Genomic DNA, 25,282 nt, shown 5'->3' with positions numbered 1-25,282 from the left:
GTTTGGCATGCCGCAGAGCAACTCCGATCCACAATCGGCAAGTAACCGTCACTGGGGCTATTCCACCGCAGGCCGCGTCTATTTCGGCTGGGGCGTACTGGAAGAACTCCGCACCGTCGGCAAAGAATTCGGCAAACGCGCGATGGTTTGCTGCGACCAGAACCTGATCAAGAGCGGCATCGTCGACAAAGTCGAAAGCCTGCTCAAAGAAGGCGGCGTCGAGGTCCTGTCGTTCTCTGAAGGATGCCCCAACATCAATCTTGAACTCATCGGCCAGTGCGCCGAAGCCGCCCGGCAGTTCAATCCCGACGTGATGATCGGCGTCGGCGGCGGAAGCAACATGGACCTCGCGAAAACGAGCGCGGTCCAGGCCAAATTCGGCGGACCGCTGACGAAGTATTACGGCGAAAACAATGTCCCGGGTCCGGTTTATGACATGATCTGCATACCGACAACTTCGGGAACAGGTTCGGAGGTAAGTCCGGTCGCAGTCGTAACGGATCCGGACCGCTATATGAAGGTCGGCATTGCCACGCGCCGCATCATTCCGAAATGGGCCGTCGTTGATCCTTCCCTGGTCGTTTCATGCCCGCCGCATGTGACGTCGCACTCGGGCATGGATGCTTTGAGTCACGCGATCGAATCGTTCTGCGCAAAAACCCCGACAGATCGCACACCCCACGCCATCTTTGTTGGCAAGAATCCGGTGTCCGACGCGCTTGCAATGCAGGCGATCAAGCTGATTGCGAAATCGCTCCCCACCGCCGTCAATGACCCGGGCAACCGCCAGGGGCGCGAAGACATGGCGCTCGCCAGCCTGCTCGCCGGCATGGCCTTCGCGGCCGCCGGGACGGCAACCGTCCATGCTCTACAGTATTCTGTCGGCGAAGCGACGCACACGTCGCACGGACTCGGCAATGCCGTTCTGATGCCTGCGGTCATGAAAGCGATCGTCAAGGCCCGGATTCCCGAAATGGCGTTCATTGCCCGCGCATTCGATTCCAGCCTGGAACGGGTCAGCGACGCAGAGGCAGCCGAACAGGCGCCCGAAATGGTTGCCCGGCTGGGCGACAAAGTCATGATCCCGCGAGGCCTCGGCAAGATCGGCATGAAGCACGAGCAACTCGGCGAGATGGCCGAGCTTTCGATGAGCGTGAAGCGCCTGCTGGACAACAGCCCGGTTTCGTTCGACAAGGAAGCTTTGATCGGGATTCTGGAAGCGGCTTACTAAGGGGCTCATTCATGTCCGTTGTTGAGAAAGAGACAGTCAGGACTTTCGATAACTTCGTAAATGGCAAATGGTGCGGCTCTCGAAACGGTGCCACGTTCGAAAATGAAAACCCCGCGCTACGCGGAAGCAACATCGGACTGTTTCAATCTTCGACTCCTGACGACGTGCGCGAAGCCATCGACCTCGCACACGCTGCATTTCGCATCTGGAAGCGCACGCCGCTGGCGGAACGGCAGCACTACATTTCCGAGTTTCTGCGCCTGCTGAAGGAAAATCGCGAAGAGCTCGCCCGTATCGTGACTCTCGAAAACGGCAAGACCATCCGCGAGTCGCGGGCGGAAGTCGATTCCGCGCTGGTCGAGGGTTCCTACCACCTCAATCAGATCGTCGCCTTTGCGGGGAGCATCGGCCCCGGCGGATTCCGCGACATCTCGACCTGGATTCAATACGAGCCTGTGGGGGTCGTCGGCGTCATCAGCCCCTGGAACTTCCCGATGAACGTCATGAGCCGGAAAACGCTTCCTGCATTGCTCACCGGCAACACGGTCGTATTCAAACCGGCCACATTCACGCCCTGGTCCGGCGTCTATATGGGGCGCCTTTTCGATCGCGCCGGCCTGCCGCCCGGTGTCTTCAACTGCGTCACCGGTCTGGGTTCGGCGATCGGCAACGCCATCGTCGAAGATCCACGCGTGCGCGCGATCACATTCACGGGTTCAACCGAAATCGGTAAAAAGATTCAGGTGAAAGGTACCGCGAACCTGACGCGCATGCAGCTCGAACTGGGCGGAAAGAATGCGTTGATCGTCATGGACGATGCCAACATTTCCGATGCGGTCGAAGCCGCGGCCACGGCCGGTTTTGCCTGTGCCGGTCAGTGGTGTACCGCCACGAGCCGCGTCCTGTTGCATCGCGATATCGCGAAGGAGTTTTTGAGCGAACTCACGGCGCGGTGCGAAAAAATGAAGGTCGGCGACGGAATTTCCGAAAGCGTCGATATGGGTCCGGTCGCGGGACCGCAGCAATTCGAAGATATCTGGAAAGCCATCCGGCAGGCGGAGGCCGATGGCGCTCAAATGATCGCCGGCGGCGACGCCGATCCGCACGGCTACTTCATCCGGCCGACCGTTTTCACCAACGTCCGGACCGACATGGCCGTTTTCCGCGATGAAATCTTTGGCCCTGTCGTCGCCGTTTGCGAATTCGGCAGCCTGGACGAAGCCATCGAGCTGGCCAACAATTCGATCTACGGTTTGTCCTCCGGAATCTTCACGAAAAGCCTGGCCAATGCCAAGAAATACGTCGACAGCATTGAAGCCGGCCTCGCTCACGTCAATATCCACACCGGATACAAAGAACCCTCCATGCCGTTCGGCGGCGTCAAACAATCCGGCGCCGGCGTGCCCGAAAACAGCCGCACCGGCCTGGAATTTTTTGTGGATCAAAAAGCGGTATACGTCCGCAGTTAAAAAAGGGAAATTAGCACAAAAAGCACAAAAGGCACATGAGGGAATCCCTTATGTGCCTTTTGTGCTTTTTGTGCTTTTTGTGCTTTTTGTGGCTAATTTCCCTTCTACCGAAGACCGAACGGATTTTGCGTCGTGCCGGAAATATCGATCCACACAGCCTTCGTCTGCAGGTACTCGCGAATCGCTTCCATCCCGCCTTCCCTGCCGAAACCGGATCGTTTGTAGCCTCCGAACGGCGTCATATAACTCGTAACGCGATAGCAGTTTACCCACACGGTTCCGGCCTCCAGACGTTCAGACATCGTTAAAGCGCGGCGGATGCTGCTGGTCCAGACGCCTGCGGCGAGTCCGTAAATCGTCGAGTTCGCGATGCGGATGGCTTCCTCTTCGTCGTCGAACGGAATGAGCGACAGGAGCGGACCGAAGACCTCTTCATTGGCGATACGCATTTCCGGCCGGACGCCGGTGAAGATCGTCGGTTCCACGAACCATCCCGTTCCGCATTCCGGACGCTTCGCCGGACCGCCGCCGAGCACGCATACCGCGCCCTCGCCTTTCGCGACATTCATGTAATCCAGGACCTTCTCGTATTGAGGATGCGTGGTGATGGGCCCGACTTGCGTCGAGAGGTCCAGCGGGTTGCCCATGCGCGCGGATCGCGCGAGGTTCACCAGGCGGTCTGCAAACGCCTCGAAGATCGGACGGTGAATGAGCGCGCGTGATCCGGCGATGCAGGTCTGGCCGGTCGCGGCAAAGATGCCGGCGACGACGCCGTTCACCGCAGCTTCAAGATCCGCATCATCGAAAACGATGTTCGCCGATTTGCCGCCGAGCTCCAGGGTCACCCGCTTGATTCCGCGCGCCGCCTGTTCGTAAACGGCCTGCCCCGTCCGGTCGCCTCCAGTGAACGCCACCTTTGCGACATCAGGATGAGCGATAAGCGGCTCGCCGACTTCCCCGCCGAATCCGGTAACGATATTCACAACACCCGGCGGGAATCCTGCCTTCTCGAACAATTCCCCGAAAACCAGCGCAGACACCGATGAATGCTCCGAAGGCTTCAACACTACCGTGTTACCCGCGGCCAGCGCAGGCGCCAGCTTCCAGGTCGCCAGCAGCAGCGGAGAGTTCCACGGCGTGATTGCAGCCACCACACCGAGCGGCTCTTCACGAGTAAAATTGAAAAAGCCCGGCTTATCGCTCGGTAGAACACGTCCTTCGATTTTGTCCGCCAGCCCCGCGAAATAGTGAAACCACTTCGGCACGTACTGAAGTTGAACGCGCATCTCAGAGAGCAGCTTGCCATTGTCCGTAGTCTCGATTTCGGCAAGCCGGTCCGCCTCGGCCGCCAGCAAATCCGCCAGCCGCCGCAACAATGCTCCTCGTGTACTCGCCGTCAGACCATGCCAATCTTTTCCATAGAATGCCTTCTTTGCCGCAGCGACGGCGTGCTCCACATCCGCCTTCGCCCCGCGAGGAATGAGAGCCCAGGGCTGTGCCGTAAATGGATTGATCGATTCGAAAAACTCTCCGGACGCCGCATTGAGCCATTCGCCGTCGATCAACATGTGATACTTCTGCATAGATGCTTTTGTGCCCCTTTGTGCCTTTTGTGGCTAAATTCCCCTTGTCTTTAGTAGCGTAAGCGTAGCCAAAATGGACGAGTATGATCAACCTGTCGATCCCAACGGTCGGACTTCTGATAGGCATAGCCATACTGCTTCTCGGCCGCAAGCTGTTCTGGTTATTTGTTGCTGCAATCGGGTTTGCCGCGGGTGTCGAACTTGCCCCGCAAATCATCCATCAACCGGCACCGATGGTCACGCTGATCATTGCTGTTGTATTGGGGCTTATAGGAGCGCTGCTTGCATTTCTGCTCCAGAAGCTCGCGATCGCAGTGTCCGGTTTTCTGGCGGGTGGATGGTTTGCCATCCGCGTATACACACTTCTCTCCATGCACGTCACCAATACTCAAGTCGTATTCATTGTCGGCGGCATTCTCGGTGCGATTTTGTTTCTGGCACTCTTTGATTGGGCTCTGATCCTTTTTTCGTCGGTCGTCGGGGCACGCTTCATCGCGACCGCGATCGTGCTGTCGCAAACGAGTCGTTCCATTTTGTTCATCCTGCTGATTGTGGTCGGTATCGTCGTACAGAGCTCGATGCTGTCACCGGCCAGGCGATACGCACGCCGTTGAGCTCCTGCGAAAAGAGGTGACATTGAGCAGTCAGGGAAATCGGCAAAACGCGGGAAAACGCGACTGAATTATCGCTGAAAGTTCGGACTTTGCACTGCGATACACTACGTAACTCGCGGGGAACTCAGGTTTTGAGATAGGACCGGCGCCTGCAGACGCCACTGACGGGAACACCGTGAAAGCGACCGTAGGCGACCTATAATGGAGTCAGGATGTTCAGAAGAAACGGAAGCACAGTAAATCTCGAAGCCGCAGTTGCAGCACTCCTCCAAGCCCAAGCCCAGTTTGTTTCGGAAATGGCGAATATCAACCGCCGGTACAACGAATTGAAGGAAGAATCGGACCGTCGATACTCGCAAATCGTGGCGCTGCTGATGCAGCACGATGAACTCCTGAGGCATCTGCCTGATGCGATCAAGGATAAGATCGGATTCAAACCGCAATAAACGCGTTCCGCGCCAGCTCATTTCAATGAAGCCTCAGCTTCGGCTGGTGCAGGTAAATCGTGTGATTGCGCACTCGCAAAGAAACTCGCAGCGGTTCTGTTCCAGAAGCCGGACGACATCTCGGCGCTTCGCGACGATCACCAGCGGTTCTCGAATAAACGGATAACAACTCGGCTGTAAAACGGTGGCAGAGAGCAATTTCGCAAAGCGAAATTGTTATCTGTCACCGTTTTACCAGGGTCGCTCTCATTGTTAGCTTGATCGCCATCGCGGCAATGATCCCGTGACGCCATTCGCATATGGTTTCTCTCTACTCGTTCTTTGTTACTGAAAAAAAGAGATAATCGAAGCGCCGTCACAGGCGTCCCGGGCGTCAGTTCTCCGATGGCCTGTCGACACTGTCAATGACGAGGAAGTCGCCCGGCCCCTTGGAGGGCTCCAGTTTCAAGCCGAGCTGCTCTTGGATCGCCGTGAAAATGGATGTACCACCGGACGGATCGGCCGTGCCCGCCAATGCTTGGAACGCCGGTGCAGTGGCTTGGTCAATGGCGAATTCCAGATGGAGATCAAAGGTTCCGCTAAGACCTGTCTTGTTTACGATGGGCCGATCTAAGCTCGCGGCGAGTGTCTCTGCGAACTGCGCTAGGGTGCCGCGCAAATGCAATACAAGGTTGTGACCCTGGAACCGCATTCCGGACAAGCAGGGCTTGCCGGCCACGGGCACGCATGCCGGACCTTCGACCCCGCTAAGTTTCGATCCGTTCTTGCTGATTGTCAGAGCATACACGGGGATTTCACGGACTTCGTGATGAACCTTCAACTTGAAGCGGTCTTCGAGCACCCCTTGCAGCATCGGCCCGATCATCAGACCCTCACTGGGGTCGCCTTCGGCCTTAGCGACAATCGTGTAACGTTCCGAATTAATCCAAGAAGGACCGCCTTCTATCGGCGGGGTCAACGTTGGTGAGTGGCGCTGTCCATCGGCAAACATGCCATAGGCCTCCGCAATCAAACCAGGGAACGGACCGCCGAGACATATTGTATGGACTTTTAAACCGGTCATGTCGGACGGGCTCTTCCACTCCCTTCCCCTTTCGGGAGGAATGCATCCGCTCCGGGGAGAAGGTCTTCCCTCAGAAATTCAGGAATCCAGATGTGCGTCCCTATAGCTCTCCATGTTCCAGTTCGAGCGGCGTAAGATATCGACCGTGGGCTTATCGAAATGAGAAGCAGTTGGCCAGCGGAAGCTTGTTCCTCACCTTTATCTTTGTCTTTGCTCGTGTCTTGTCTGTGTCAGCCAGACCCTGGTTTCGACCCATCACTACAACTTCTTGATCCAGCAGAGGCGGCCGCCCTGTCTCTAGAGGAATCGCTCCGGGCTGGCGCCGTACTCATCGATGATCTGGCAGGACGGACAGAAGCCGAGCGTCGCCACTTGAAGGTAACTGGAACGTTAGGCGTCCTGATTGAGGCACACAATGCCGGGCTGCTCAACTTCGACGAGACGCTGGAGAAAACTCCGCTCTACGAATTTCAGAGTGTCCGCCGATCCGAATTTGATCTTTGCGAATCGGGTTTCAGCGAGCCGCTATCCGCCGGAAATGGCCGGGATCAAATCAACCTCATCGCCATCCTTCAATACCTGATCCGGCTCGACGTTGCGGCTGTTGACCACCAATAGATAATTTTCAGAATCAATGACAATCCCCTCGCGCGTGAGCAGTTCCTCCAAGGTGGCGCCCGGAGGTAATTCCACTTCGAGCTGGCGGATCAACCCATTTGGTGAGGGGCGCTGCAGAAGGGTGTGCAAGTGAAGGTTAACGATCATACCCGCTGCCGGACGGCTTACCAGTTGAACACGCTATCCAGGTCTTCCTCCGACACATCGAAAACCGGGTTGAGCGGCGGCAGCGGCTCCCGCGTCATGAACTCCGGTAAACGATCGTCGGCGGAGGTGAAACCGGCCAGGCGATTGAACTCGCGTTCCAGCTTGAGCGATTCTTTACCGAGATCCTGCAGGAAGGTCACCGGGACGCCCCAACCGTAACGCGTATTTATAAATTCGGAAATCACCTGCGGAACCAGCGAGAAGCCAAAGCCGGCAAAGATGCATGCGCCGAGACTATCGAAGCCGGCCATAGCGATCTGCTTGTTGCGGGAGAGCTCGACCTGGCCCTTGGGATTGAGGTGATCCACCTTATCGCGGATCGTCAACCCGGACGTGTGATCGGCTCCTTGAGGTGTGGTGGCGTAGGTAATACCAGTGCCCTTGATGGCGCGCGGCTCGTAGCCGCTCATCGCCTGGTTTTTCACCACCGGGACACGGTCGACCCCGAACACTTTACCGGTGATCCCGGCGCCATTACCGAGGATGCGTCCCAGGGGCGTGCCGCGGCGGATTTCATCGATCAGCTCCAGGGCGCGCTCCCAGTCTCCGAATTTCATCAGCCCCGCCTCAGCGGCAACCCCCAGGGTGGCGCCAATTTCGATCGTATCGATTCCGAGGTCGTCGGCAGCCGCGTTCAGGCGAGCGATGTGTTCCAGGTTGCCGATTCCCAGGTTCGTGCCCATCAATGCAATCGTCTCGTATTCAAGCGGGGAGACAATACACTTGCCATTGGCGTCGGCAAAAATGTTGGAGCTTTGGATTGTGCAGCCAGGCATACAGGCGTGCGACGGCGCGGCCTCGCTGCCGGGGATATTCTGCTTGGCGCGGTCGAGGATGGTCTGCCGCAACGTCTCGCCGCTGATGTTCTCCATCTGCTCGAAATTCCCGGAGGAAAAATTTCGCGTGGGCAGCGCCCCGAAGGAATAGGCCATACGAGCAACGGCGGTAGTGCCGTAATCTTTGTAGACACGTGATTGGGGATGCTCGATCACCGCTTTTGTGTAGGCCTTCTGGGCGTTTTTGAATCCCTCAGGATCGACGACATGCGGCTTCTGTCCCTCGGACGCATCGAATACGATCGCCTTGAGGCCTTTCGTCCCCATTACGGCTCCCAGACCACCGCGAGCGGCAATGCGCGATGGACGGTGATCCTTGTCCAGATTCTGGATGCCTGCCGCGCAGAGCTTCATCTCCCCGCCCTGACCGATCAGCGAGAGGGCCACGTTCGATCCGTATTTTTCCAGCAGCCGGTGCGCGGCGTCATGAACGCCCAGACCAACCACACCATGCTCACTCGCACCATCCTCGGCCTTGTCGAAACGCGCGCCATGGGCGCTCAGATGCAACACCCACCAGCCCGGTTCCGCGGGCATATCCTCGATGATCAGAGTTTTGATGCCCAAATACACCATCTGCAACCCGGTCGTACCGCCGGCGTTGGCCTCTTTGACCCCGCCGGTAAGCGGGCTCTTCCCTCCGATAGACAGGCGGTCACAGGCCGAAAGCATGTGGCCAACCAGTAACCCCGGGCAGAAGAGCAGTTTGTTGTAAGGCCCAAGGGGCTCGCAAGTACCAGGGACTTCATCCACCAGGATGCGCGCGATCAGAGCGCGCCCGCCAAGCCGCAGCCAGCTCTCGGGAATCGCCTCACGCGTGCAGGTTCGAGTGCGGACATTTACACGCCAGACGAGGGGTGTGTTGGTTGTAGATTCATGATCACCGGTGGCCATAAAGTCTCCCTTACACTGCCAGATGCAACAGCAGATTATACATCAAAGGGATTTTAGCCGCAGATGACGCGGATTACGCAGATGGGGCGCACAATTTTGTCTCGTTTATGCGCCCCATCTGCGTAATCCGCGTCATCTGCGGCTAATTAGCAGGTATTCTGACTGTTCGGCATGGACGATCAGAACCGGCGAATCACAGACGACGTTCGTATGCGCGGCTTCGCGCGGCGGCAGTCCGTCGAGACCGCGATCGCATGGCTCGATGCGCAACTGCAGCCCCTCGATCCAGAGCCTGTGCCACTACGAACGGCGGCCCGCCGCGTGTTAGCCGAATCCATCACCAGCAACGTGGATGTACCCGGCTTCGATCGCGCATCGATGGATGGATATGCGCTTGCCGCCGAGAGTACGGAAGGCGCGACACCCTATAACCGCCTGCCTTTGACGATAATCGGCGAGTCGCTTCCTGGCCGTCCTTTCCCCCATCTCATTGGCGCCGGTCAGGCCGTACAAATCATGACCGGGGCGCCGATGCCGCAGGGCGGTGACGCCGTTCTTCCGGCCGAATGGGTCGACAGCACGGAAGCGACGACAGATATCGTCTTCGCAGTCGCGGCAGTCTCTCCTGGTAAACATGTCGGACGCCGGGGAGAGGACGTCACCCGGGGAACAGCACTCTTTGCAGCTGGACGACTGTTGCGGCCGCAAGACCTCGGAGTGCTGAGTTCCATCGGGGTTGAACAAGTGCATGTCTATCGCCGGCCGCGCGTCCGCCTGGTGGTTACCGGTAATGAACTGCTTCCGGCCGGTTCCCGGCCGGATGGGTATTGCATCGCGGATGCCAATGGACCAATGCTCGCGGCCCTGGTTGAACGCGACGGAGGTCTGGTCGATTTCCCCTCCCTGGTTCCGGATGAACACGACGCCATCCTGAGCAGCCTATATGCGGATGCGGATGTCGTGATCGTCTCCGGTGGATCGAGTGTCGGAGTGGAAGACCTTGCGCCGATGCTTCTCGCCAGCCACGGCGAACTCGCCGTTCATGGAATTGCCATGCGTCCCAGCAGCCCGACCGGCTTCGGCCGGCTCGAACATCGACTGGTTTTTCTGCTGCCCGGCAACCCGGTATCGTGCCTTTGCGCGTACGATTTTTTCGCCGGCCGCGCCATTCGCGCGCTGGGAGGCCTGTCGAAGGCGTGGCCTTACCATTCGATCAGCGCGAAGCTGACCCGCAAGATCAGTTCGCCGATCGGCCGCCTTGATTACGCGCGCGTGCGGCTGGTTGACGGCGATGTCGAACCGATTGCCGTCGGTGGCGCATCTATACTCTCTTCAACCACTCGCGCCGACGGTTTCGTCATTGTCCCGGCGGACAGCGAAGGTTTCGCGCCGGGCAGTGAAGTTGAGGTCTGGCTCTATGCGTGAGCAGGAACAATTTCTGCAAGTGCTGGGTCGCGACGAAGCGGAGCGGCGTTTTCGCGCCGCGATCGACGCGTCACCGCGTGGGATCGAGAGCGTAATACTCGATGCGGCGCTTGGCCGCGTTCTGGCGGCCGACGTCGTCTCGCCCGTCGATGTTCCGTCGTTTGACCGCTCGAACGTGGACGGCTTCGCCGTTGTCTCCGACAGCACCTTCGGGGCGTGCGAGGAAGTTCCGCACATTTTGCAGCTCAGCGAGGAGACCATCCACACCGGGGTTGTGCCGCATACCGTCATCCGCAGCGGCGCGGCCGTTTCGATTGCCACGGGAGGAATGGTGCCGCGCGGCGCTGACGCCGTGGTCATGGTCGAACATGCGGAGGTGCGCGGCAACGCTTTGCATGTGGCGCGCGCGGTCACGGCAGGCACCGGTATATCGTTCGCGGGGACCGACATCACCGCAGGCGAAACGGTGCTTCGTCTCGGTCAGATATTGACCAGCCGCGATACCGGAGTGCTGGCCGCCATCGGCGTCGGCCGCGTCGACGTCTGGCGTAAACCGGTCGTGGCCATCCTCTCCACCGGCGACGAAATCATCGCTCCAGGCGAACCAATGCGGCCGGCGAAAGTATTCGACTCGAATGCACAGATTCTCGCCGATGCCGTTCGCGAGCTGGGCGGCGAGCCGCTGCGGCTGGGCATCACCGGCGATAATCTCGCGGAACTGCGCGAACGTCTTCATACAGCTATTGGATCCGCCGATATCGTGTTGCTCTCCGGAGGCACCAGCAAGGGGGCGGGCGACTTGTCGTATCGCGCCGTCGCTGAACTTCGAGATCCGGGCATCGTTGCCCACGGCGTCGCCCTCAAGCCCGGCAAACCCATTTGCCTGGCGGCCACTCATGGCCGGCCGGTTGTCGTGCTTCCCGGGTTTCCGACATCGGCGATCTTCACGTTTCACGAGTTTATTGCGCCGGTCATTCGAGAGCAGGCTGGGCGAGGTTCCACCAGGCGGCCCACGGTTTCGGCACGGCTGGCCGTCAAGCTCAACAGCGAGATCGGACGGACGGAATACCTGCTGGTGGGATTGGTCGAAACTACGCCAACGGAGGATGACCCGAAGTCCAGCGTGTCGCTCGCCGCATATCCGATGGGACAGGGCTCCGGAAGCGTTACAACTTTCAGCCGCGCCGATGGTTTCGCGACGATCGGCCGCCATGAAGAGATTGTCGAGGCGGGAACGCTCATCGATGTGCAGTTGCTCGGCAAGGAACTGCAATTAGCCGATCTGGTTGTCATCGGCAGCCACTGCATCGGTCTCGACTACCTGCTTGGCGTGCTGCAACAGCGCGGCGTGCGATCCAAGTTCCTCGCCGTGGGCAGCACCGCAGGGTTGGACGCTGCCAGGCGAGGCGAATGCGATGTTGCAGGCGTCCACCTGCTCGATCCGGAAACCGACGAGTACAACCTGCCTTTTTTAAATCCGAGCCTGGAGTTGATTCCCGGTTATGGCCGCGTTCAGGGCGTCGTCTTTCGTCAGGGTGACATACGCTTCGAGGGCAAGACGGCGCGAGAGGCGGTTACGGCGGTAAAGCGCGATCCGTCATGCGTGATGGTCAACCGCAATCAGGGGAGCGGCACACGAGCGCTCATCGATCGCCTGCTCGAAGGAGTAAAGCCCGCCGGATATCCTGTCCAGCCTCGAAATCACAACGCCGTTGCCGCCGCAGTCTCGCAAGGCCGGGCGGACTGGGGAGTCACGCTGGACATGATTGCGCACAATTCCGGCCTCGGCTTTCTGCCGCTGCGCGACGAGCGCTACGATTTCGTTGTGCCGAAATCGCACGCCAATCGCGCCGGAGTCGCAGCCTTCAAGAACCTCCTCAACGAGCCGTCGACGCGCGAAGCACTGGCCCGGCTCGGAATGAAGGTCTAGCCGCAGATTACGCGGATTATGCAGATGGAGCGCAAAGCAGTCTGTTAATGCGCTCCATCTGCGTAATCCGCGTAATCTGCGGCTAAATGCCGCTTATACGCCGTCGTTATGTCTTCAAAAGCATAAGACTCCTACCGTCATCGCGCTCGAATTGGTAAGATTGTCAGCCATGAAAGACGCGGTGGAATCTCGCATCTATCGCTCGATTCAACGTCTTGCGGAACCGGCGATAGTCAGCAATAAACTGGCGACCGTCGTCCGTGAGCCGCAGGTTGGTTCGCGGACCTGTCCCGGTGTGCTCGAGAAAAGCAAATCCGGCGGCCTCGTCCAATTCGCGCAGCCATCCCCACGCATGCCTGTACGACATGCCCATGCTCTCCGCAGCGCTCCGCAGCGATCCCAGCCTGTCGACTGCATCGAGCAGGTCAGCCTTGCCGTCCCCAAACAGCGTACGCGGACCGATCGTCAGCCAGACCTTCGCTTTGACACCGAGACGCCGGGGTCGCGGCGTATAACGCGTCATAGGTATTCTGCAGCTTCATTCATGCCGCTGCCTCCGGACGTTCCAAATTTCCATATGACTTCAAAACAATTGATCTTAATACTAATGAGCACATTTCTCGTTTGGTTAGTGCTGGCATCCTCCGTCCTGGCGCAGACGCCATCCAATGGCGGACAAATCACAGGGGTAGTGAAAGATCCGACGCAGGCGCAGATTCCTGGCTCGCAGGTCACACTCACCAACCAGCAAACCGCAGTCACCTCCACCGTACTCACCGACGGCCAGGGTGCCTACCAGTTCCCGTCGCTACCGCCCGGCATGTACGTCGTAAAGGCGGAAGCCAAGGGCTTTCAGGCGAGCGTGAGTTCGCCGCTGAAGATCGATAGGGGCCAGACAGTCCATTTCGATTTCACTCTGACGATCGCTGGAACCACACAGACGGTGGACGTTACCGCGGGCACCGTGGAGAATGCGTATCGTGTCGACAATGCGGCTGCAGGTGGGCCGCTCGGAACAACTCCGATCCTCGATCTGCCCTATTCGGTCAACGTCATCTCGCGGCAATTGATCGATGACACGCAATCCAGAAATTTCAAAGAAGCCGCCAAGTATCTGCCCCTTGTCTCATTCCAGGAGATGCAGGGGCCGGAGGTTTTGCGTCCCGAGACTCGTGGACTGCAGGGCAGCAATATGCAGAATGACCGCAAAGACGGCATGGGAATTGCAGTCACCACGCCGTCGGCGCTTGAGGAATACGAACAGCTTGAAGTCGTGAACGGACTCGGCGGCGCCCTGTTCGGTCCAGCCAACCCCTCGGGCATGTTCAACTTCGTCACCAAACGTCCCACCGAAGAACGCCTGGGTCAAATCGAGCTGGGATACGAAGGCAGTACGGTCGGCACCATTCACACCGACTTTGGCGGCCGGCTGGGCAACAATAAAACGTTCGGATACCGGACGAATCTGCTGTTGGCGGACGGCAACGGCTACGTTACCGCCAGCCAGCTCCGCCGCCAGCTGGCGGCAGGCGCGGGCGATATACGCCTGACGGATCGAACGCTAATCGAAGGAAACTACAGTTACTACAACTTGTATCAGCACGGATATCCCGGCTGGTTCGCTTATGCACCCACCACGACACCGTTATCAACGCCCGGTTCAAAGAGTATCCTGCTGCCGCTCAATGCTCCGGACCCGGCTCGCGCAGGTTACGGGCAATCCTTCTCCGGCGTGGATCTGACGTCCAAGATCGGAGAGCTGAGGCTGAAGCACGACTTCAGCTCGGATTGGCGCCTCACGGTCAGCGCGCTCGACCAGCTTTCCGACCGCAACATCAATACGGCGGTCAACCAATTCCTCGACAACAGCGGAAACTACAAGAGCTACCTTGCAAACAGTTTTTCTTCGCTGGCGCCGCGATTTCATGTGGACAGCGACCTGTTATATCTCACGGGCCGGTTTCGAACCGGGCCCATTCAACACGATGTCGTCATCGGAAGCACCGGATATCGATTTGCGTCTTATTCACCCGTATCGAGTCCAGTGAAGACCGCGTTGTGCACAGCGAACGGAGTCTGCCAGGCGAACATATCCAGTCCGCTCGTCGATATCGTACCTCCGGGCGGCATCTTTTCTTATGCCAGAACCAGCCCTTCCACGGGGATATACGGATCGAGCATCATCCGGCAGCAAGGTTTCAGTTTCACCGACTCCATGACGATCAGCCCTCAATGGCTTGTACGGTTGGCTGCGAGCCAGGATTGGACGTGGACGGACAGCTACAGCGATACTGCAGCCACGGATTTTGTGAGAACGAGTATTCGCGGCGGTTATGTCAATCAAGGCGTCAGCCCATCCGCCAGCCTGATGTTCAAACCTCGGCCGGACATGACGATCTACGCCACCTTCGCAGACAGCATCCAGGCGCCGGACGTCGCCGCCGCGAGCAGCGGTGCCACGGTCATTGTCAATGCCAGCCAGGCCTTGCCGCCGTACCGGAGCAAGCAGGAAGAGCTCGGCTATAAACTCCGTTTTCGCAGCATTAACTTTTCAGCGGACGTGTTCCGGCTGGAGCGGCCATTCGCGAATTTCGTGACTGGTGTGACAAACCCCGTCTGCGGGGCGCAGTCGGGCACGGCGAATTGCGAGATTTTTCAGATTACCGGCAATCAACTGAATTACGGCGCGGAGACGATGCTTTCCGGGCGCGTGTTCGAAAGACTCATGCTCACGGGAGGCTTGACCGCGCTTCGTCCAAGGCTCACGGACACGGGCATCGCCGCAACCAACAGCAGGGACTTTGTAGGCACTCCCGATTACAAATCCAATATTCTTGCCGAGTACAGGATGCAGGGCCTCTCCGGAGTCTTTCTGAATTTCGACTGGCAACACGTCGGGCAGCGGCCGATCGACGACATCAATAGCGCCTATACGCCTCAATACAATGTTTTCGATTTCGGTGTCCGCTACACGACGGCTTTCCTTGGAAAAGCGACGACCTGGCGGGTGACGGCGAGCAATGCGACCAACGTGCACTACTGGTCGACGCTCGGTCCCGGAAGCATCACCGGGCAGAGCACCGGCAGTTATCTCGGACACCCTGGAGAGCCACGGCTGGTCACGGCTTCCATGCGGTACGACTTTTAAGGAAATCCCATGTGGAATAAAGCGATCCTTCTCATCCTTTGCGTGGGCCTGGCATCGGTTGCCGAAGCTCAGACGCCGAACTGCGTGCCGCTTTCGAACCAGCAAATGATCATTTACCGCGCCGGCAGTCTGACGCGCGCATTCCAGGAGTTGGAGAAAGTCTTTACGTGTCGGACCGGGGTTCAGGTGGAGGATTTTCCGATGGGCAGCGTTGACGCCGGCCGGCAGATCACTGCGGGAGGGCACGCCGCCGACCTGTATGCCCCGGCCGACTATCTGGATATCGACCTGTTCATGAAGCCTGCAGGCTATTCGGATTTCAACATCGTGTTCGCGCAGGGCAGGATGGTGCTGGCCTACTCGGCAAGCGGTTTATCCGGGAAGAAACTGCCTCCGATCACCGCTCCCGGCAGTGCTCCCTTTCATTCACCGGCGTCCATTCCCAAAGCAGCACCCAATTGGTATGAAATTCTCACCACGCCGGGTGTGGCCATCGGAGGCGGCAACTGGTTTCTGGATCCCGGAGCTTACCGGGCGCCGATGATGTTCCAACTTGCGGCGGAGTATTACAAAGTTCCGAACTTGTATAACAACCTGTTGGAGCATCTGGTGATCATGGGCCAGGATTCCGGCGCCGTTCTCGGCAAGCAGTTTGATTTTCAGTTCACCTATGAACACAATGCCCGCTTTACTGCGGCGGGCAACCCCGACTATCGGTATGTGGACCTTCCCGATGAGATCAATCTCTCAGATCCGGCAAAGGACGCCTATTACCGGCAGCACGCCATCGTGGTTCTGCCGGGCCTCGGGACATCCCGGAGCGCCCACACGATTCCTGTCCCGGGCGCTCACGTCGCCTGGGGTATTACCTTGCTCAAAGATGCGCTTAACAGGCAGAACGCGATTAAATTCCTTGAGTTGCTGCTGAGCCCGGAAGGGACTTCGGCGCTGAAAAAGAACGGTCCCGATCCGCTTTCTGCCGCCATCGTCAGTGCGGAGGACTTTCGAAACCTTCCAGAGCCACTGCGCCCGCTTGTGCGGCAAGTCCGCAGATAAGCCAGGAAGGGAAGGAACCACAAGAAGCACAAAAGGCACAAGAAACACGGGACTTTCTTGTGCCTTTTGTGCTTCTTGTGGTTCCTTCCCCTGCTATCCTACGCAGCAGTAGGAGTTATTCATGTCGATTGCTTCCAAAGAAGTTTCACTGGCAGCATCCCTGATCGAGCGCGCGAAATCCGTGGGCCAGCTAGCCGACCGCCACGCGGACGAAGGCGACAAGCTCGGCCGGCTCGCCGAACCGGTGGTTGAGGCACTGCATCGGGAAGGCCTCCTCGGTATGTGGGTGCCGCGCTCCGTCGCCGGAGGTGCGGAGCTCGATCCCGTTTCTTCGCTTCAGGTGTTGGCAAGCGTTGCCTATGGCGATCCCTCGGCCGGCTGGGTCTTGATGGCGGCGTCGCTCGCGATCGGAACCGGAGCGGCCTACCTCGAAGACAGTGCGGTAAACGAAATGTTTTCCGGCAACCACCTTCCTGTCATCGCGGGACAAGGCACGCGGCCGGGTAAGGCAATTCCAGCGCCGGGCGGCTTCATGCTCAGCGGGTCATGGAGTTTCGCGTCGGGCATCAAGCACGGTACGCATATTCATACTCTCGGCATCATCGAATCGACAGGCGAGCCGCGTATTTTTGTGCTTCCCGTGGGAAATGCGACTCTCATCGACAACTGGGATGTGATGGGCTTGCGGGCAACGGGCAGTATCGACTACCAAATCGACAACGTCTTCGTACCGGAGGCCTACACGCATTTCGCAGTGACCGAGACGCCTAAACGAGGCGGCGCCCTCTATACACTCGGAATTATCGGATTCGCGGTCATCTGCCACTCGGGCTGGGCCTGCGGTATCGGCCGACGCATGCTCGACGAGTTGGCCGCCCTCGTTCGATCCAAGATCGGGCGCGGCGGCTCGATGGCCGGCAGCGATGCGTTTCAGGAAGACTACGCGAAGGCCGAGATGACCTACCGGTCCGCGAAGGCCCTGGTATACGAAAGCTGGGAAGACGTGGCGACTACCTTGCGCAACGGAGACAAGCTCTCCGTCCGGCAAAATACATTGATCCGGATGGCGATGGCCCACGCCACATGGTCGGCTCAGGAAGTCTCCGCCTTTGTCTACAAGACGGCGGGAACCGTCGCCTTGCGCGCCGGCACCCTGCAGCGTCTCTTCCGCGACATGCAGGCCGGCACCCAACACATCACTTCGGCTCCCGCGGTCATACGCGCCACGGGCCGCGAGCTTTCGGGTCTCGCTTCCGGCAAACGCTGGCTCTTCCTCGACCTGGTGGACGCGGAGTAGAAACAAACGCTAAAACTGTCTGAAATCGGTCTGCGTTCCCCGGAAGCGGAGCAGGATGCCAATCAATTCTCAGTGGGCGCTTTTTCCAGGTGGTCGACGATGACGGTATCAAAGGGTTCCTTCTCCGGTTGGAGGTAGAATCCCAGCTTTTGAACTTCCTTAAAGATCGCGGCACTCGAGGCACCAGCGCCTCCCGCGGCGAATACCGAGGGGTCGATACAGCCGGCCAGCGGTCCGCCTCCCGGAGCGCCGGCTCCACCTCCGGGCCCAAAGCCCCGGCCTCCGGCGAAGCCGCCCCGGTTGCCTTGTCCGGCCGGAAATCCAAAGTTGCCAATCGTGTTTTGCATCATCCCGAGCATCGCTTCGATTGGAAAATCCATCGCGAGCTTATAAGCGCCCTTCATTTCGGTCTTATCCACCACCGGCCGGTCCAGAAACGTGGTGAGCGTATCTGCCAGGTTCGGCATCGACAAATTGTCGAACTCCAGGTGGATACTGCAATTGGATCCCATTGAGATACGCGTGCCGTTGCCTGTGATCCCTCCCGCAAGGAACCCGCCTCTTCCGTCCCTCGAGGCTCCATCCGGAGGCGCTGCTCCACGCCCCTGAGGTCCGGGCTGGAAAATTCCGAAGGGGCCGAAACCGGGCGAAATGCCACCGGAATTATCGGCAGCCGTATCGTCCACGGATTGCGCCGCAGGCTCCAGCTTGGGCTCGCCTCTCGTCACCAATTCGTACACGGGCTGCTGCCGCTGCTCGCGATGAAACGTCAGCTTGAATCGATCGGCCAGAAGCGCTTGCATCATTTCCGGCACCTGGTCCCGCGAAGAACCGGCCGGCAGTTTAGCCTGGATGTTCCACCTCAATTGACGCATCCAATCCGGTCCGGCAACCTGGAAGGATTTCACGCGGTATGCGTAAGGCACCAGATCCGCCAGCGTTACAAACTCAAAATCCAGGCTCGCGCCGTCAATCCTGGTGCCTACCCGAAATTGCCCCGACTGGAATGTCTGAGGAGTCGGAAAACTTGCCGCGCGTATAGCCGCGACTTCAAAGGTCAGCCGCGATGCAGGGGCTTGCGACGCTCCTGTGGCCGCCGTCAACACCGCCCACGCAATGATAAATGCCTGCTTCATGTAAGCCTATACCTCCCAACATTATAGATTAGCGAAAGCGCTAATGGGGGATTGTTGGAGTGTAAATCGGATTGCCGTTAGCGGCTACAATGAGGCCCATCTATATACAGATGGTATGAAGCGGATTTTATGGCAGAAGAATCTCAATGGGAATACGGCAGTCTGGAAGAAGCTGAGGCGCCAGGACTTCCCCCCGCCTAAATTCGCGAACCGTACGATATACCCCCGCCTCCAGATCCGAATAGGCGATGACGCGTTCGCCAGCTATGTCCGAAATCCAGTATTCCGGAATTCCGGTCTGCGCGTAGAGCAGCAGCATGGCGTCCTGGTCGTATTCGAGTGAGGAATCGGCGACCTCGATGATCAAGAAGATATCTGGGGGTCCGGCAAGGCGCGATGTGTAGAAGTCGGCCACCGGCCTCAACAAATACAGATCCGGTTGGGGTTCACTATACATGTCGAGCCGAATGGATCCCTGGACGCCCACCAGGGCACGGTTTTTGACGATTTCCCACATGCCGTGGCTGGCGCGCAAAATCGTGCCATTGTGCGGAGGACCGATCGGACTCATCTGGAGGACTTCTCCGCGGATGAGTTCGACACGATCGTCTTCGCGCAAGATTCCGGCGGCCACCATGCGGTGGTAGTCGTCAACCGTGAAAAGCTTCTTCGAGATTTTAGCCATAGTTCACCTCCATCTTACAGCAAGAGCGGTACCCTGCTGAGTCCTTGAGTTCATACAAAACGGCTGCCGATCAGTCGCGTCTTCGGCGACAACGCGACTTACTAATCGACGAGATGGCTAAAAACATCTGCATCTACGCCGTCATGCTCCTCAATTCCAATTCCCCGACCTGCAGCGGGCAAAAGAAGACTTTCTTTCTCCGATTTCAAGTCTTCTTTTGCCGTTGCAGATTTGAAGTCCGGCGTTCCCAATCTGCGACGCCATACGAGAGTCTTCAATTTGGACTTTCAAATCTGCGAAGGCAAAAGAAGACCTTCTTTTCCCGATTTCAAGTCTTCTTCCGCCGTCGCAAATTTGAAATCCGGCTTTCCTAATCTGCGAGGCCAAAAGAAAGTCTTCAATTTAGATTTTCAAATCTGCGAAGGCAAAAGAAGACTATCTTTTCCCGATTTCAAGTCTTCTTCCGCCGTCGCAGATTTGAAATCCGGCTCTCTTAATCTGCAAGGCAAAAAGAAAGTCTTCAATTTGGATTTTCAAATCTGCGAAGGCAAAAGAAGACTTTCTTTTCCCGATTTCAAATCTTCTTTTGCCGTGGTAAAGCGTTCACTTTTTTTCAGGATTTTGGGCCGGTTGCAACAAACAGGGGGGTCTCAGGCGTCTTACCTTAATAGAGACGGTCGAAAGGCCGGGTAGCGGAACTCGAGTGTCTTCAGACGGCTTGACGGCGGTATGCAAAGTCGCGAGAAATACTGTGGCTTTCACGGGAAGCAGCCTAATCCGCTCAGTGGGTTGCTTCAAACTGCCGGATGACATGTGGCGCGAGGTCAATCATTTTTTGAGGCAGCCTTACTGCCAAATGGTGCAAAAAGAAACCCGGCTCCAAGATGGCGACACCGCGGATTGAATCGACGTTCTGCTGTAAACGGCCGCCTGAGACAGATGTCCCAAGACCTTGCGCACGGCCCGGCGTTTCATATTCGACTATTCGCTCGTTAACGTAAGTGAGTCGGTCGCCGGGATACGGACGAGAAGGAATCTGCATACCCGCCTCGGCGAGGAGATTCAGGGCAAGTGACCTTTGCGTCGGGAAAACCCTCGCCGCAATCTCGGCGACAGCATATCGACCCGACGTGTCTCCATACAGCACCGACGCTTGAATAGCGGAACCAGTAATTGGACCGGTTATTTGGTCCCAAAATGATTTGGGCGCAGATGCCGGTTTCAGAGGTTCCGGAGTGATGTACAACGTTGCGCCTCCCGACCCATAGGTTGCGAAGCAAAACCAGCCACGCGGACCAAGAATTGCGTCGCCGACCGCCGCCTTGTAAATCGAGAGGCGGCGAGCAATAGTCGAGTCCAATTGCACGTCTATGCCAGGATTTGTCGGTGTTTCAAGTGACCCAGCCTGCCCATCAGATTTGCATCCGACAAAAGTAACTGACAAGTCTGACGCCGTTCCTGATCTCGCCTGACTGGCGCGCGTGACATCAATCCGAAACGCAACGCCGAACAGGATCGAACATCCGAGCACGAGATATGGCAAACGTGACAAATCGAGGCTCCCGACTTGCAAATTCACATTTCGTGACGAGGGGACCAATCCGCAGAGTGTGTGTACATAAGGGCCAAACCGTCATGGGTACGTCTCAAACCGTCGAAATTATAGTACCGCCATCGTGGGCGTGTAAGGGCTTACTCTTCACTTGGCGGTATGCTGAGTAGCAAAGTCACATTCCGAACCGACTTCTCGTCCAGCGACTGACAGTCGTTATCCCCTTGGCGTTATTTGTACGCGTTTCTTGAAGCATCATCGGAATCCTACAACGATCAGCTAAAATGAAGACGACGATGAGCACACCCACTTCACGCGATCTGTTTTGCTTCGACAATAGCTACGCCCGAAACTTGAACGGTTTCTATGTCCCCTGGAAACCTGCGGCAGTGTCAGCGCCGCGGATGTTGCGATTCAACGACACTCTTGCTCGCGAGTTGGGTCTTGAAACGCAGGCCTTGAACTCGGCTTATGGCGCTCGGATATTTTCTGGAACCGAAATTGTCGCGGGATCGGAGCCATTGGCGCAGGCGTATGCGGGCCACCAATTCGGTGGCTTCGTACCGGAGCTTGGCGACGGGCGGGCTGTTCTGCTAGGCGAGGTGATCGACCTGCAGGGACATCGCCGGGATATCGCTCTTAAAGGGTCTGGCCGAACTCCCTTTTCTCGCGGCGGAGATGGCAAGGCTGCGGTTGGTCCGATGCTTCGCGAGTACATCATCGGCGAAGCCATGCAGGCTTTGGGCATCCCTACTACACGGGCACTCGCGGTTGTCAGCACGGGGGAAGATGTCATCCGGGAACAGATTTTGCCAGGCGCTGTGCTCGCGCGCGTCGCGGCAAGCCACGTGCGCGTCGGGACATTTCAGTACTTTGCCGCACGAGGGGACATCGACAAGGTTCGCACTCTCGCCGAGTATGTGATTGACCGCCACGATCCGGATCTGGCGAGGCGGCCCGACCGCTATCTGGCCTTACTCCGAGCGGTCGCGCTCCGGCAGGCGCGGCTGATTGCACAGTGGATGCTGAACGGTTTCATCCACGGCGTAATGAACACCGATAACATGGCAATTTCCGGAGAGACCATCGATTACGGTCCCTGCGCATTCATGGAAGCTTACACACCGCGCGCTGTATTCAGTTCGATTGACCGGCAAGGCCGCTACGCCTACGGCAACCAACCCGCCATCGCTCAATGGAATCTTGCGCGGTTCGCGGAAACGCTACTGCCTCTCATCGCTCCCGAGGATCCAGATCGCGCTGTGCCCGCAGCGACCGGAGTGCTTCAGATGTTTGTCGAGGGCTATGAATCCCATTGGTTGAGTGGTATGCGCGCGAAACTCGGGCTTCAGGAGGCCGCGGAGGGCGATCGAGAGCTGGCGAACGACTGGCTTACCCTGCTCGAAGCTCAGAACGTGGACTTCGTTCTTGCATGGCGGCGGCTTGGCGACGCGGCGGCCGGAAACGTGAAGTCTCTCGATGAACTCTTTCGTGACGGACGCACCCTCGGGGATTGGATCGACCGCTGGCGCATACGAGCCGCGCAGGAATCGATCGACGCGGAGGCCCGTAAAGAGGCCATGCACCGCGTCAACCCGCTCTACATTGCAAGAAATCACCGGGTGGAAGAAGCCCTGGCGGCGGCCTCGGATCGTAGTGATCTGAAACTGTTCGAACGCCTGCTCGAGGTTATCGCGAATCCTTTCGAAGAACGGCCGGAGCTGGAGATCTATGCGCAGCCGGCTTCTCCCGAGGTAACCGCCAGCTACAAGACGTTCTGCGGCACGTAGACCGACTGCAGATGAGGCTGCAGCCGCAACCAAACGTTTTTAGCCGCAGATGACGCAGATGGGGCGCAAAAACGAACTTTGGAGGCGCCCCATCTGCGTCATCCGCGTCATCTGCGGCTAAAACCTTGTTACACAAAGGTGAATAACCCCAACCTCTTGATTTCCCTGCTCATCCGGAACAGACTACGCATTCGGGGAGGTCAGAATGAGCGCATCGAGAAATCGAGGACGGGCTGTGGTTCCGGCATTGGTCTTGCTGATTGCCGGACTGGGGGTGTCACGGATACTGCTGGCGCACAAGGAATTGGTCACCATGCAGTCGGACCCGAAGCAATGGACGATGCCGAACGGCAACTACAACGGATGGAACTACAGCGCGCTCAATCAGATCAATCTCAACAACGTGAAAGATCTGCAGGTCGCATGGACCTTTCAGATCGGCATTCTCGACACGGTCGAAGCCGCGCCGCTCGTGATCGGCGACACGATGTACATTGCGACGCCGAAGCCGAATTACATTTACGCGCTCGATCTGAAGCGCAACGGCATTATCAAATGGGAATTCCGTCCGGAATTTCCGCAAATCGATGCCGCAACCAAAGCCGCGTGTTGCGGTGCGCAGACACGCGGGCTCGCCTACGCCGACGGAAAGATTTTCTACAGCACACTCGACGGACAGGTCTACGCGCTCAACGCCGAGAACGGCAAAGTCGTCTGGAAAGCCGACAATGGGAATCTCGCCACGGCTGAAACCGTCAGCGCGCCTCCGATCGTTGTCGGCGATAAAGTCATTGTCGGTGTCATGGGCGGCGAGAAGGGCGTTCGCGGACACGTCACGGCCTACAACCTTGAGACCGGCAACATGCGGTGGCGCTTCTACAGTACCGGCCCGAATAACGAAGTCGGTATCGGTCCGAAGTTCAAGCCGTTCTACAGAGACGATAAGACGCCGAACCCTGCACTCGATTCCTGGTACGGCGATTCCTGGAAGCGTGGCGGCGGCTCCGTCTGGGGCTGGTTCACGTTTGATCCGGATCTCAATCTCTTCTATTACGGCACCGGCAACTGCGGTCCGTGGAATCCGGATTATCGCCGGCAGTTCGGCCGCATCGAACTCGACGACAAAGGCGGACTGGCCGCCTACAAGAACAACTACTGCGCCTCGGTTCTCGCTCGCGATGCCGATAGCGGCGAACTCGTCTGGGCTTACAACATGACGCCGCAGGACGGGTGGGATCTCGATGAACCCAGCGCCTTTCTCGCCGTCGATCTCCAGATCGGCGGACGTATGCGAAAGACGCTCGTGCATCCTGGACGCAACGGCTACTTCTACGTCATCGACCGCGCTACCGGCGAACTTGTGCTGAAACCCTGGCCGTTCGTGTACAACGACCTTATTAAAGGTGTGGATATGGACACCGGCCGGCCTCTTTACAACATCGAGAAAATGCTGTTCACGAAGCTCGAGGATCGGCAGAAGTATCTGCCGAATGCGAAAGACGTCAATGTGACGTGGTGTCCGGGCATCAGCGCGCGCAACTGGTTCCAGGATGCGTACTCTCCGCGCACCGGTCTTGTATACACGCCCGCATTAAACACCTGCGGGACGCAGAAAGTCGTCGAAGGAAAGTACAATCCGCCAAATGATTACACGCTGCGCGAGGGCGGAGCGCCCGGCGCGCCCGGCCCCATGGCGCCGGGCGCGACAAATGCGGGAGAGTTGCAGGCAAACGATCCGGTGACTGGAAAGACGGTGTGGCGCATTCCGTGGAAGGTCAGCAACAACGTCGGCGTCTTGGCGACGGCGGGCGACCTGCTTTTCCAGGGTGGTCCAAATGAAGGCGTCATGCGCGCGATGAATGCGAAGACGGGAGAAATCGTTTGGACTTTCCGGACGGGCAGTAACTTCCGGAGTTCGCCGATCAGCTATCAGGGGCCGGACGGACGCCAGTACATCGCGATCATCTCGAGCCAGCTGGGGAATAACACGCAGGTAACCGTAAATACGCCGGCGGATTCGGATGCGCGGTTCCGGCGCTCCGGCTCGACGCTGTATGCGTTCGCGTTGCCGAAGAGATAGGTAGGTGGTCGTCAAGCGCCATGCGGAAACTCATTGTTGCGGTTTTTCTCGTGGTCTCTCTGTTTGGGCAGCAGACCCGGCGGCCGGTCCGGCTCACGGTTAATGTCGATCAGCCCGGCGCCAGGATCGATCCGATTTTCTATGGATTGATGACCGAGGAAATCAACTTCTCATATGACGGCGGACTGTATGGGGAACTGATTCGAAACAGAACGTTTCGAG

Annotated in this window: 21 protein-coding genes; 13 read left to right on the top strand and 8 right to left on the bottom strand. The window is 58.1% G+C overall.

The annotated features are described in order from the left end of the window. Both VGK48_09585 and VGK48_09580 read left to right on the top strand, forming a co-directional pair. On the top strand, positions 1-1,231 hold a 1,231-nt coding region (locus tag VGK48_09585), incomplete at its 5' end, for an iron-containing alcohol dehydrogenase (protein ID HEY2381414.1). A gap of 11 nt (positions 1,232-1,242) precedes the next feature. Then, positions 1,243-2,700 (top strand): aldehyde dehydrogenase family protein, encoded by a 1,458-nt coding sequence (locus tag VGK48_09580; protein ID HEY2381413.1) that lies wholly within the window; start codon positions 1,243-1,245, stop codon positions 2,698-2,700. A 104-nt stretch (positions 2,701-2,804) separates the two neighbouring features. Here the strand turns inward: VGK48_09580 and VGK48_09575 are convergent, their stop codons facing one another. Beyond that, positions 2,805-4,283, bottom strand: a complete 1,479-nt coding sequence (locus VGK48_09575; GenBank protein HEY2381412.1) for an aldehyde dehydrogenase — start codon at positions 4,281-4,283, stop codon at positions 2,805-2,807. Between the two features lie 83 nt (positions 4,284-4,366). On the opposite strand from VGK48_09575, the gene VGK48_09570 reads away from it, so the two are divergent. After that, positions 4,367-4,897, top strand: a complete 531-nt coding sequence (locus VGK48_09570; GenBank protein HEY2381411.1) for a DUF4203 domain-containing protein — start codon at positions 4,367-4,369, stop codon at positions 4,895-4,897. 212 nt (positions 4,898-5,109) lie between these two features. Continuing rightward, on the top strand, positions 5,110-5,343 hold the full coding sequence (locus tag VGK48_09565; GenBank protein ID HEY2381410.1) for a hypothetical protein: 234 nt from the start codon (positions 5,110-5,112) through the stop codon (positions 5,341-5,343). Positions 5,344-5,716: 373 nt separating this feature from the next. Here VGK48_09565 and VGK48_09560 read toward each other — a convergent pair whose 3' ends face one another. From VGK48_09560 to VGK48_09550, 3 genes are all read right to left on the bottom strand, one after another. Then, positions 5,717-6,406, bottom strand: coding sequence for a TIGR03435 family protein (locus VGK48_09560; protein HEY2381409.1), 690 nt, complete (start codon positions 6,404-6,406; stop codon positions 5,717-5,719). Positions 6,407-6,931: 525 nt separating this feature from the next. Continuing rightward, positions 6,932-7,171, bottom strand: coding sequence for a MoaD/ThiS family protein (locus tag VGK48_09555; protein HEY2381408.1), 240 nt, complete (start codon positions 7,169-7,171; stop codon positions 6,932-6,934). Between the two features lie 17 nt (positions 7,172-7,188). Next, the gene (locus tag VGK48_09550) at positions 7,189-8,961 is read right to left on the bottom strand and encodes an aldehyde ferredoxin oxidoreductase C-terminal domain-containing protein (protein ID HEY2381407.1); all 1,773 of its coding nucleotides are present in this window, start codon (positions 8,959-8,961) and stop codon (positions 7,189-7,191) included. Positions 8,962-9,132: 171 nt separating this feature from the next. On the opposite strand from VGK48_09550, the gene glp reads away from it, so the two are divergent. Next, a complete protein-coding gene (gene glp / locus VGK48_09545) occupies positions 9,133-10,386 on the top strand; it encodes a gephyrin-like molybdotransferase Glp (GenBank protein HEY2381406.1) in 1,254 nt (417 codons plus the stop codon). Then, positions 10,379-12,316, top strand: a complete 1,938-nt coding sequence (locus VGK48_09540) for a molybdopterin biosynthesis protein (GenBank protein HEY2381405.1) — start codon at positions 10,379-10,381, stop codon at positions 12,314-12,316. The genes glp and VGK48_09540 overlap by 8 nt, the downstream gene beginning before the upstream one ends. A gap of 163 nt (positions 12,317-12,479) precedes the next feature. On the opposite strand, the gene VGK48_09535 is transcribed toward VGK48_09540, so the two are convergent. Continuing rightward, the gene (locus VGK48_09535; GenBank protein ID HEY2381404.1) at positions 12,480-12,839 is read right to left on the bottom strand and encodes a LysR family transcriptional regulator; all 360 of its coding nucleotides are present in this window, start codon (positions 12,837-12,839) and stop codon (positions 12,480-12,482) included. An 84-nt stretch (positions 12,840-12,923) separates the two neighbouring features. Between VGK48_09535 and VGK48_09530 the strand changes: the two genes are divergently transcribed. The 3 genes from VGK48_09530 (at position 12,924) to VGK48_09520 (ending at position 17,817) form a co-directional block, all read left to right on the top strand. Beyond that, on the top strand, positions 12,924-15,464 hold the full coding sequence (locus VGK48_09530; GenBank protein HEY2381403.1) for a TonB-dependent receptor: 2,541 nt from the start codon (positions 12,924-12,926) through the stop codon (positions 15,462-15,464). A 9-nt stretch (positions 15,465-15,473) separates the two neighbouring features. Continuing rightward, positions 15,474-16,520 carry a substrate-binding domain-containing protein gene (locus tag VGK48_09525; GenBank protein HEY2381402.1) on the top strand — a complete coding sequence of 349 codons (1,047 nt, stop codon included), beginning with the start codon at positions 15,474-15,476 and terminating at the stop codon, positions 16,518-16,520. Positions 16,521-16,641: 121 nt separating this feature from the next. Next, positions 16,642-17,817 (top strand): acyl-CoA dehydrogenase family protein, encoded by a 1,176-nt coding sequence (locus VGK48_09520; protein ID HEY2381401.1) that lies wholly within the window; start codon positions 16,642-16,644, stop codon positions 17,815-17,817. A 62-nt stretch (positions 17,818-17,879) separates the two neighbouring features. Here the strand turns inward: VGK48_09520 and VGK48_09515 are convergent, their stop codons facing one another. Continuing rightward, positions 17,880-18,953 (bottom strand): TIGR03435 family protein, encoded by a 1,074-nt coding sequence (locus tag VGK48_09515; protein HEY2381400.1) that lies wholly within the window; start codon positions 18,951-18,953, stop codon positions 17,880-17,882. 127 nt (positions 18,954-19,080) lie between these two features. Beyond that, a complete protein-coding gene (locus tag VGK48_09510) occupies positions 19,081-19,638 on the bottom strand; it encodes a Uma2 family endonuclease (GenBank protein HEY2381399.1) in 558 nt (185 codons plus the stop codon). Between the two features lie 279 nt (positions 19,639-19,917). Between VGK48_09510 and VGK48_09505 the strand changes: the two genes are divergently transcribed. Beyond that, positions 19,918-20,331 (top strand): hypothetical protein, encoded by a 414-nt coding sequence (locus VGK48_09505; GenBank protein HEY2381398.1) that lies wholly within the window; start codon positions 19,918-19,920, stop codon positions 20,329-20,331. A gap of 88 nt (positions 20,332-20,419) precedes the next feature. On the opposite strand, the gene VGK48_09500 is transcribed toward VGK48_09505, so the two are convergent. Further along, positions 20,420-21,190, bottom strand: coding sequence for a hypothetical protein (locus VGK48_09500; protein HEY2381397.1), 771 nt, complete (start codon positions 21,188-21,190; stop codon positions 20,420-20,422). Between the two features lie 296 nt (positions 21,191-21,486). On the opposite strand from VGK48_09500, the gene VGK48_09495 reads away from it, so the two are divergent. The 3 genes from VGK48_09495 to VGK48_09485 all read left to right on the top strand — a co-directional run. After that, positions 21,487-22,980 (top strand): YdiU family protein, encoded by a 1,494-nt coding sequence (locus tag VGK48_09495; GenBank protein ID HEY2381396.1) that lies wholly within the window; start codon positions 21,487-21,489, stop codon positions 22,978-22,980. 205 nt (positions 22,981-23,185) lie between these two features. Beyond that, positions 23,186-25,060 carry a PQQ-dependent dehydrogenase, methanol/ethanol family gene (locus tag VGK48_09490; GenBank protein HEY2381395.1) on the top strand — a complete coding sequence of 625 codons (1,875 nt, stop codon included), beginning with the start codon at positions 23,186-23,188 and terminating at the stop codon, positions 25,058-25,060. Between the two features lie 20 nt (positions 25,061-25,080). Then, on the top strand, positions 25,081-25,282 hold a 202-nt coding region (locus tag VGK48_09485), incomplete at its 3' end, for a hypothetical protein (protein HEY2381394.1).

This window comes from Terriglobia bacterium, from assembly GCA_036496425.1.
Taxonomy (GTDB): Bacteria; Acidobacteriota; Terriglobia; order 20CM-2-55-15; family 20CM-2-55-15; genus 20CM-2-55-15.
Note: the sequence above shows the minus strand (reverse complement) of the source record. Positions and strands in the feature narration are given on the sequence as shown.